The sequence below is a fragment of the Methylicorpusculum sp. genome (assembly GCF_030651835.1).
Classification (GTDB): domain Bacteria; phylum Pseudomonadota; class Gammaproteobacteria; order Methylococcales; family Methylomonadaceae; genus Methylicorpusculum.
In genome coordinates, this window is sequence record NZ_JAUSBX010000059.1 from 26,635 (window position 1) to 35,869 (window position 9,235).

Consider the following 9,235-nt stretch of genomic DNA (forward strand, 5'->3'; position numbering starts at 1 on the left):
CTGAGAATGTGTATCAGATTTTTTGTGGGAAATTTTGCTAAATATTACGCTACATGGATGATACAGGTTGTGCACACTTATGCTGAAAACTTTGTATTTTTGACAGCCGACAGCCAGCAAGAATAAATTCATGGGTTGCTGAAATCCTGCACCAAAAACGAGGCAACGGTTAAATCGATCCTTACAGCGGAAGTTGTCGATCACTTGACACACGACTGCAGACACACAAATCCAACCAATCTCTGGCTTTATGACTGGGGCCAGTTATCAAACCAACGAAACGCCTATTTCCGCCGACCGAATATACTCGGTATTATCTGCCCAACCGGTTGGTCTTGAGCCATCATTGACCTCTCATAGCGACGGTCTGGATTGGCCGGTTTGAAGAAGGGCGACAGGCAGGTATGGGTCGGGTGGGGCCGATAATAAAACAAAAAATTTGCCTTTTCCGAGAGTCCGCTGTTATTGAGTGGGGGCGTCCAATGGCAAGGTTACGCGAAGCTCAAAATAATCGTCATTGGAAGTCACCACCCCACTGACAGTTTCCGCTTCGCACACAATCGCCCGTAGCATGGCACTTTGGCTTGCTACCTCATGACAATACTAACGAGCGAATAGGTTAGCCATACGAAATTTTTCCGCCGACTTCAAAATTGGTCTATATGCTGTTGTAAGAGCTTTTTCACAAAGTCGGACTTTATCAAGTCAAAATAAGTAAGCAACTTTTCCTTGTCCCACAGACCGTCCGCCTCTAATTCCCACAAGTTTTTTAAATCGTCTTTAATTTCCTCGGCGACTTGTATATCGTCCGCTATCACGTCGTATCTGTAAGTAACTAAATCGATCAGAGTTACTTCACTGACCTGGAAATCTTTGCACAGGCCTTGTATATTCTCCTCGAGAATTTCAAGCGCCTCATGCTTGTCCGATGCCAGGCAAAGAACATTTTCATAAGTGACTTTCAAATTATAAAAGCGTAGCGTTGTTTCGCATTCATCTGGATATTCCTGAAGTTCCTTTTGCAGCAAATCATAAAGTTGGATTTTTTCATGCCGGGATAGCATGGAGACGTCGGGAAGCTTGGTCATGAAATATTTGCTAATTTGTAAATTTAAAACAGAAAGGTAAGACCTAAAGTCATCGAAGATTAAACTTTGTTCCTGATCTTGTCGATAGCTGAACGGTCAAATCGTTCCTGATGTTGTTAGTTTAACGCTATTGGCCTGGTAAAAACATCTACGTCAGTTATCGAGAGTGGCGAATTTACAGACTCGGCCATCAGCGGCCTTTCATTGTTGGTGGAAAATCCTATAAGCCTGTCCAAAACTATGTCATTGTTTTACTGTTTGTCCAATATCGCTCAAACAAAATTTAAAAAACTTATTAATACCATGATTTTTATCAAGAACCTACTCACTACGAAAAAACCATACACTCAGATTTACAGGGCGCTTGGGAAGTGCTGAGGGATGAGGTAATCAAGGAGCATGCTAACAAGGACTATTCTCGGTTGTTGCTCCATATTAATGAACTGGGATTCAAGTCCGAGTGGTTATATGGCAACAGTTTCTAACGTTGCTGAAAAAATACAGCAACTGAACCGGAATATCCGTTTGGTTTTTGACTATTTGCATCTGACTGAAAATTCTACACGGGGCATCACACCTTGATTAGGAGAGTCGCGCAGATTTAACCTGGTAAAAAAGCGGCTTAACTTGAGATAAAAGCCCTTGAATGAGAGAATGAAATCTACCTCTAGCTGAAATGAGTATTATCATGACAAGCAAAAAGGCAGCGAATTATATTCTTTTACTCAGTATCCATGGATTAATACGCAGTCATCAATTGGAACTTGGCCGCGATGCGGATACCGGCGGACAGACCAAATATGTTGTTGATTTGGCGCGAGCACTGGCCCGTCAGACTGCAGTCGGTAGGGTTGATTTAGTCACTCGCTTGATTGACGACCCCACTGTTGATGGTGCTTACCGGCAGAAATTTGAAACGCTGGAAAAAGGCGCACAAATCATCCGCATTCAGGCAGGCCCGGAAGGCTACATCAAAAAAGAAGAGCTTTGGGATTATCTCGATATCTTTGCCGACAACTTGCTGTCATGGTTACGTCTTCAACCCCGGATGCCTGATATTTTCCACAGCCATTATGCCGACGCCGGTTATGTAGGGCTTCGCCTGTCGCTGCTGACAGGGATTCCACTGGTTCATACCGGGCATTCTCTGGGCAGGGACAAGCTCAGCCGGTTGCTGGCGATGGGGTTGTCCGGCGACGTCATCGAGCAACGCTATCATATTTCCAGAAGGATCAACGCTGAAGAAGATGTGCTGGCCAATGCTGAATTAGTCGTTACCAGTACACATAACGAAATAGCCGAACAATACGAATTGTACGATTACTATCAACCTGATCACATGGTCGTGATTCCACCCGGAACCGATCTCGAACAATTTTATCCTACTGAAACCGCAGTAAATTTTCCTTTTTTAGACGTACTAAAACCATTTTTAAGTGATCCGACAAAACCGATAATTCTGGCGCTGTCACGACCGGATGAACGCAAAAATATCGTTACACTGGTGCAGGCTTACGGAGAATCCGTCGAGTTGCAGGCTTTGGCAAACCTTGTCATTGTTGCCGGTAACCGCGACGACATCCGGGAAATGGATGAAGGCGGCCAAGCCGTGTTGACTGAAATATTGCTGATGATTGATTTTTACGATCTTTATGGGCGCATTGCCGTTCCCAAGCATCACAGGCAGGAGGATGTACCCGAGATATACCGTCTTGCCGCGAATTCAAAGGGCGTATTCGTGAATCCGGCTTTAACCGAACCCTTCGGGTTAACGCTGTTAGAAGCCGCCGCTTGCGGACTGCCGCTGGTCGCGACTGAAAATGGTGGACCGGTGGATATTATCGGGTCTTGTCGGAACGGAATCTTGGTCGATCCATTGGATGCACCGGCGATTGCACAGGCATTGCTTGAGATTTTAAAAAATGCGGGTAAATGGGAAAAATACTCGAAACAGGGGTTGAAAAATGTCCGGAAACTTTACTCCTGGGACACCCATGCCAAAAAATACCTTGAAAAAATCCGACCTCTCCTGGAATACCATCCGGTATTTCCGAAAATCCCGCGCGTTCGCGGTGATTTAAGCTATCGAAATCGCGCCGTTTTTTCGGACATCGATCAAAGTCTGCTCGGTAGCCAGGATGGACTGAAAGCATTTACGCGCTATCTGGCGGGAAATCGTAAAAGGGTATTTTTTGGGATCGCAACAGGGAGAAGGCTCGACTCGGCATTAGCGATTTTAAAGAAAAACGGTCTACCGACTCCTGATGTTTTAATCACCAGCTTGGGAACCGAAATCTCTTATGCACCGCAGATGACACCGGACAGCGCATGGGCCAGGCATATTGATTACCACTGGAATCCCAAAGCCATACGCCGTATCATCGCCGAGTTGCCGGGACTTGTCCTGCAAACTAAAAGCGAACAAAGCCGATTCAAAATTTCTTTTCATTACAATTCCGAAACAGCGCCGTCCGTTGAAGAAATTCATGCACTGCTGCGTCAAGAAGAGCAAGCCGTCAATGTGATCCTGTCCTTTGGTCAATATTTTGACATACTACCGGCGCGCGCCTCCAAGGGCTTGGCGTTGCGTTATTTCGCGCAGCAATGGAATGTTCCCCTGGAACGCATTCTGGTCGCCGGCGGTTCCGGCGCCGACGAGGACATGATGCAGGGCAATACCCTGGCGGTAGTTGTGGCCAACCGGCATCGCGAGGAGTTGTCCGGTCTTTATGAGCCGGAACGAATTTATTTTGCCAGTCAGCCTTATGCACTTGGGATTATTGAGGGGATCGACCATTATGATTTTTAATCGAAGGAATTCGACATGATCAGCAAATTACTGCTCTGCACCGATCTCGACCGAACTTTGCTACCCAACGGTAACGCACCCGAATCGCCCGCAGCGAGGCCGCTTTTTGCCGTTTTGGCCGGACACCCGAATTGCACCTTGGTTTATGTGACCGGTCGGCATAAAGCATTGGTTCAACAAGCGGTCACCGAATTCGATTTGCCCGTGCCGGATTTTGTGATCGGTGATGTCGGCACCACGATCTATCAAATCGCTGATAATGAATGGCACGAGTGGTCCGAATGGGTGAAGGAAATCGCGCCGGACTGGGCCGGTCGAGAGCATGCGGATATGCATCATTTGTTCAGCCATTTGCCTGAATTGTCACTGCAGGAAAGCGCTAAGCAGAATCGCTTTAAGCTCAGTTATTATGTGCAGCCGGCTGTTGTACTAGAACCTTTACTGATCGAAATGCGCAAGCAATTGGCGGTGCATTCAATCAGGGCAGAGTTGATTTTCAGCATCGACGAAGCGGCCCATGTCGGTTTGCTGGATGTTTTACCGGCAGGTGCAACCAAATTTCATGCGGTAGATTTTTTAATGAAGCAACTGGGTTTCGGCTTGGAAAACTCCGTATTCGCAGGTGACAGCGGAAATGATCTTCCGGTTTTGACCAGCCCCATCCGCTCGGTTTTGGTGGCGAATGCTTCTGATGAAGTGCGCGAACAGGCTCAGCTTCAGGCGAGGGAGCAGTCAACCGGATCAGCGCTTTATTTGGCCAAAGGCGGATTTATGGGTATGAACGGCAATTACAGCGCCGGTATTTTAGAAGGTTGCGTACATTATTTGCCCGAAATCAGACGTTGGATAGCTGACTATGAATCATAAACACATTACCATTTTCGGCGAAGTATTGTTCGATCATTTTCCGGACGGCAGCCGGGTATTAGGCGGCGCGCCGTTCAATGTCGCTTGGCATTTGCAGGCATTTCGACAACTGCCGTTTTTTATCAGCCGGGTAGGAGAAGATCCGACAGGCGATACTGTAGTCGCTGCGATGCAAAAATGGGGCTTGAATTGTTCCGGGCTGCAACGGGACAACAGCCATGCTACCGGCATTGTCGACGTCGCTATTGAACAGGGTGAACCTGCTTATACCATTTTGCAGGAACAGGCCTACGATTATATCGATGAGGCGGCGCTCGCAGATGAAAACAGAACCGGACTGCTTTATCACGGCACGCTGGCGCTACGTAATCCGGTGTCAAGAAAGGCCTTGACCGCTTTAAAAGAAAAAGGTCAGTGTGCCGTATTCATGGATGTCAATTTGCGCGAGCCCTGGTGGAATAAAACCGATGCACTCGAATGGGTTGAACAGGCTGATTGGGTCAAACTGAATCATCACGAACTGGCTGCTCTCTTCCCTGTGTCTGGCGATCTGGAGGCCGATATGCGGCAATTTCGTGCGCATTATTATCTGGAAGGCCTGATTGTCACTAGCGGGAAAAAGGGCGCTACCGCAGTCGATAGCCATGATGTGTTAGTCACAGTCACACCCGGCGAAATCAACCGAGTGATCGACACCGTGGGCGCCGGCGATGCGTTTTCATCGGTAATTCTGCTGGGCCTCAATCAAACCTGGCCGCTTGCGCTGACCATGGAACGGGCGCAATCTTTTGCGTCGGCATTGATCAGCCAAAGAGGTGCTACGGTCAGGGATCATGCTTTTTATCAGCCGTTTTTACAGTCCTGGGGTTTGGTTTATTAACTTTCCCGATAGCGCCGCATGCCTTGTCTGCCCAGCAAAACCTCAAAGCCACACTAATTAAATACCATGTACGAACAAATATCCCACTCCTTATTAAATCAAATTTTGGACGACCTTAAACCTGAAATTCGTAGTCAGGATTTAAGGCATTTTTATACCCGTCTAGGCGCAAATTTTTACGCAATTCATAACCTGTTTCATCATTTATATGGCCGCCGCGATGATTTTCAAGCGCAAATGCTGAAGCTGGTTGAAACCTTGGCGCGACAATATATTCAAAGACCGGATGCGCTCAAGATGCTTGATATAGAACGGGAAAATGATCACAACTGGTTTTTGAGCCAACAGTGGGTAGGCATGGCCTTGTACAGCGCAGGGTTTGCAGACAATCTTGCCGGCGTGGCGGACAAAACGCCTTATTTTCAGGAGCTGGGCGTCAATTTGGTTCATATCATGCCGATTCTCGAATGCCCGACCGGAAAAAGCGACGGCGGGTATGCCGTCAGTAATTTTCGTCAAATCGACGACCGGGTCGGGACGCTGGAAGATTTGCAACGGGTTTCAAGCGAATTTAGAAAACGCGATATCTTGCTTACGCTGGATGTGGTGCTGAATCATACCTCGAACGAACATCAATGGGCCAAACGGGCGATCGCTGGGGAACAAAAATATCAGGATTACTATTACATGTTCGACAACCGCGAAATTCCGGACATGTTCGAACAAAGCATGCCGGAGATTTTCCCCGAAACGGCCCCGGGTAATTTTACCTGGAACGAAACCCTGCAAAAGTGGGTCATGACGGTTTTTAACGACTACCAATGGGATCTTAATTACAGCAACCCGACTGTATTTATAGAAATGCTCGATGTGATTTTATTCTGGATCAATCAGGGCGCCGATGTGGTCAGACTGGATGCAGTTGCATTTATATGGAAAAAAATGGGTACGATCTGCCAAAACGAGCGCGAAGCCCATTTGCTGTTGCAATTGATGAAAGACTGTTGTCAGGTAACCGCTCCGGGGGCATTGTTTATCGCTGAAGCGATTGTTGCTCCGGTCGAGATCACTAAATATTTTGGCGAGGATGCGATTATCGCGAAAGAGTGCGAAATTGCGTATAACGCAACATTGATGGCATTGTTATGGGACGCCCTGGCGACACGCAATTGCAGACTGCTGTATCAAGGTTTAAAAAGTCTGCCCGATAAACTGGAGCGGGCGACCTGGTTAAATTATGTTCGCTGCCACGACGATATAGGTTTGGGTTTCGACGACAACGATGTCAGGCAAGTAGACTATGAACCGAACGCACATCGCCGGTTTCTAGTGGACTTTTATACCGGACAATTTAAGGATTCTATCGCAAGCGGCGTTCCGTTCATGCGCAATGATAAAACCGGCGATGCGCGTATTGCCGGTTCGCTTGCTTCATTGGTTGGCCTTGAAACGGCCGTTAAAACCGGTGATCAAAAAGCTATCGATATTGCGCTGAATAAAATTATTTTAATGCACAGCATGATTTTTTCATTCGGCGGTATTCCGTTATTGTATTACGGTGATGAAATCGCAACCTTTAATGATTACAGCTATCTCGACCAGCCTGATAAAGCGAACGACAGTCGCTGGATACATCGGCCCAAGATAGACTGGCTGCGCGCCGAGTCTCGAAATAAACAAGGTACGGTTGAACACGGCGTATTCAGCGCCTTGAAGAAAATGATTGCAATCCGTAAGGAAACATCCGCATTTGCCGATTTTAACAACAGGCAACTGGTCGACACCACTAATCCGCATGTGTTTTCGTTTATCCGTTACGATCACAACCGGCCTTCGGAACGGGTTTTGGTTATTTGTAATTTCAGTGAACAGCCTCAGCGCATCGAAATGGCCAAACTCAGCGCGGCCGGCTTTGGTATATACGGTCAAGTGTACGATTTGTATTCCGGCAAGCGCCCCACTCAATTCGACAACCAATTAGTGATCCAACCTTGCCTGTTTTATTGGCTGAGCGAGTTTTGAGGCCTGTGCCTTTATCCGATCAAAAAACATCAACTGATCAAAAAGATGCGCGGGGTGTTTGGCGAGATTCGACAAAACTCGCCAAATCAAGCAAAAACGAAAGCCTGTTTGACCAGCAATTCTCGATTTGAAAGAAAAAAAGGGCTGGGGGAAGCTTTTTGAGGATGTCGGCAGCAAGGATGCTGCTGTCAAGCCCGCATGGAAGGGTTTACGGCGTTCCTCAAAAGGCTTTTCCCAACCCGAAATGATGCCGAAAAGATCAAACCGAGAATTGCTGCTGTTTGACATTAAAAACTCAAAGCACCGAATCAACAACACTCTATTTATGAAACTAAAATCTGTTTTCCTCTTAATCTTACCGAGAATACCTGTTTTACTCTTGAGCCTGATGCTATCGGCTCCTTTATCTTGTTTCGCTTCAGATTTTCTTAAAGTCGATGGCGCGGATATCAGGGACAATTACGGTGTAGGTAATAATGTTCATCTATACGGCACCAATCTGGGCGGCTGGATGGGGCACGAACCTTGGATGTCGCCTTTAACTGGCGCATCAAATGAATGGGATGCACGAAATATTCTTACCGATCGTTTTGGTAAAGATGCTGTCTGGGAGTTATATAACGCTTACTGGGATTCATGGATCACAGAAATCGATTTCAAGAACATCGCCGAAGCCGGTCTCAACTGTATCCGTTTGCCAGTCTATGCGTTTAATCATATGGATGATGAAGGCAACTGGAGGCTGGACGCGACAGGCGCGATTGATTTATCCAGGATTGAATGGACCGTAAACAAAGCGCTTGAATATGGGCTCTACACCATTCTTGATCTGCATGGCGCGCCGGGCTCACAAAACGGAGCCCATCATTCAGGACGGCAGGACGGCAAGTTGCTTTATTCCACCCCGCTTTATCAGAGCCAACTGATAGAGTTTTGGGAAACCCTTGCCACGCGTTTTAAAGACAATGCCGCCGTGGCCGGTTATGACCTGATAAATGAACCCTCCGAGACCTTTCCAGGAAGGATGGGATCTGAAGTAGTTAATCTTTACGACTCTCTATATCAGGCTATCCGAGCGATCGACCCCGATCACATCATCTTTATGGAAGCAATTTGGTGGTGGGATACGCTTCCGAATCCCCAAGAGAAAAATTGGGAGAATGTCGTCTATTCGTTGCACTACTACCAATGGCAAAACAATGAAGATTTCACAGTGATGAAAAATGCTGTGGATGGGTGGATACAGGAAGCTCAAAATTGGGGTTCAAAATATAACGTACCGCATTTTATAGGGGAGTTTACATTGTTCGAAAATGCCGATTCCTGGGATTACGGGCTTCAGCAATTTACAGAAACCGGCAGCCACTGGACAACGTGGACTTATAAGGTGATGGGACGCAATAACTGGGGCATGTATAACTCAGAAGCGCAAAACAGCCATGTTGCGGATATTGCTTCGGATGATTTAAACACGATCAAAAACAAATGGAGTCAATGGAATACACCCGACTATTTTTCTCCCAACCCTACCGTCATTAACGCCATGCAAAAAGCAACCTTAGGCCGAGA

General features: G+C 47.0%; 7 protein-coding genes. 6 read left to right on the forward strand and 1 reads right to left on the reverse strand.

Going from position 1 to position 9,235, the window contains the following annotated elements:
• The first annotated feature begins 250 nt into the window (after positions 1-250).
• Positions 251-385 (forward strand): hypothetical protein, encoded by a 135-nt coding sequence (locus Q7V32_RS07965; protein ID WP_304896449.1) that lies wholly within the window; start codon positions 251-253, stop codon positions 383-385.
• 262 nt (positions 386-647) lie between these two features.
• Here the strand turns inward: Q7V32_RS07965 and Q7V32_RS07970 are convergent, their stop codons facing one another.
• Complete coding sequence (locus tag Q7V32_RS07970) at positions 648-1,088, reverse strand: hypothetical protein (RefSeq protein ID WP_304896450.1); 441 nt, start codon at positions 1,086-1,088, stop codon at positions 648-650.
• Between the two features lie 688 nt (positions 1,089-1,776).
• Between Q7V32_RS07970 and Q7V32_RS07975 the strand changes: the two genes are divergently transcribed.
• The 5 genes from Q7V32_RS07975 to Q7V32_RS07995 form a co-directional block, all read left to right on the forward strand.
• The gene (locus Q7V32_RS07975) at positions 1,777-3,897 is read left to right on the forward strand and encodes an HAD-IIB family hydrolase (RefSeq protein ID WP_304896451.1); all 2,121 of its coding nucleotides are present in this window, start codon (positions 1,777-1,779) and stop codon (positions 3,895-3,897) included.
• Between the two features lie 15 nt (positions 3,898-3,912).
• The gene (locus Q7V32_RS07980) at positions 3,913-4,764 is read left to right on the forward strand and encodes an HAD-IIB family hydrolase (protein WP_304896452.1); all 852 of its coding nucleotides are present in this window, start codon (positions 3,913-3,915) and stop codon (positions 4,762-4,764) included.
• Positions 4,754-5,644 (forward strand): PfkB family carbohydrate kinase, encoded by an 891-nt coding sequence (locus tag Q7V32_RS07985; protein ID WP_304896453.1) that lies wholly within the window; start codon positions 4,754-4,756, stop codon positions 5,642-5,644. The genes Q7V32_RS07980 and Q7V32_RS07985 overlap by 11 nt, the downstream gene beginning before the upstream one ends.
• 66 nt (positions 5,645-5,710) lie before the next feature.
• A complete protein-coding gene (locus tag Q7V32_RS07990; RefSeq protein WP_304896454.1) occupies positions 5,711-7,666 on the forward strand; it encodes an amylosucrase in 1,956 nt (651 codons plus the stop codon).
• A gap of 388 nt (positions 7,667-8,054) precedes the next feature.
• Positions 8,055-9,235, forward strand: a 1,181-nt coding sequence (locus tag Q7V32_RS07995; protein WP_304896455.1) for a glycoside hydrolase family 5 protein, incomplete at its 3' end; no start/stop codon positions are given.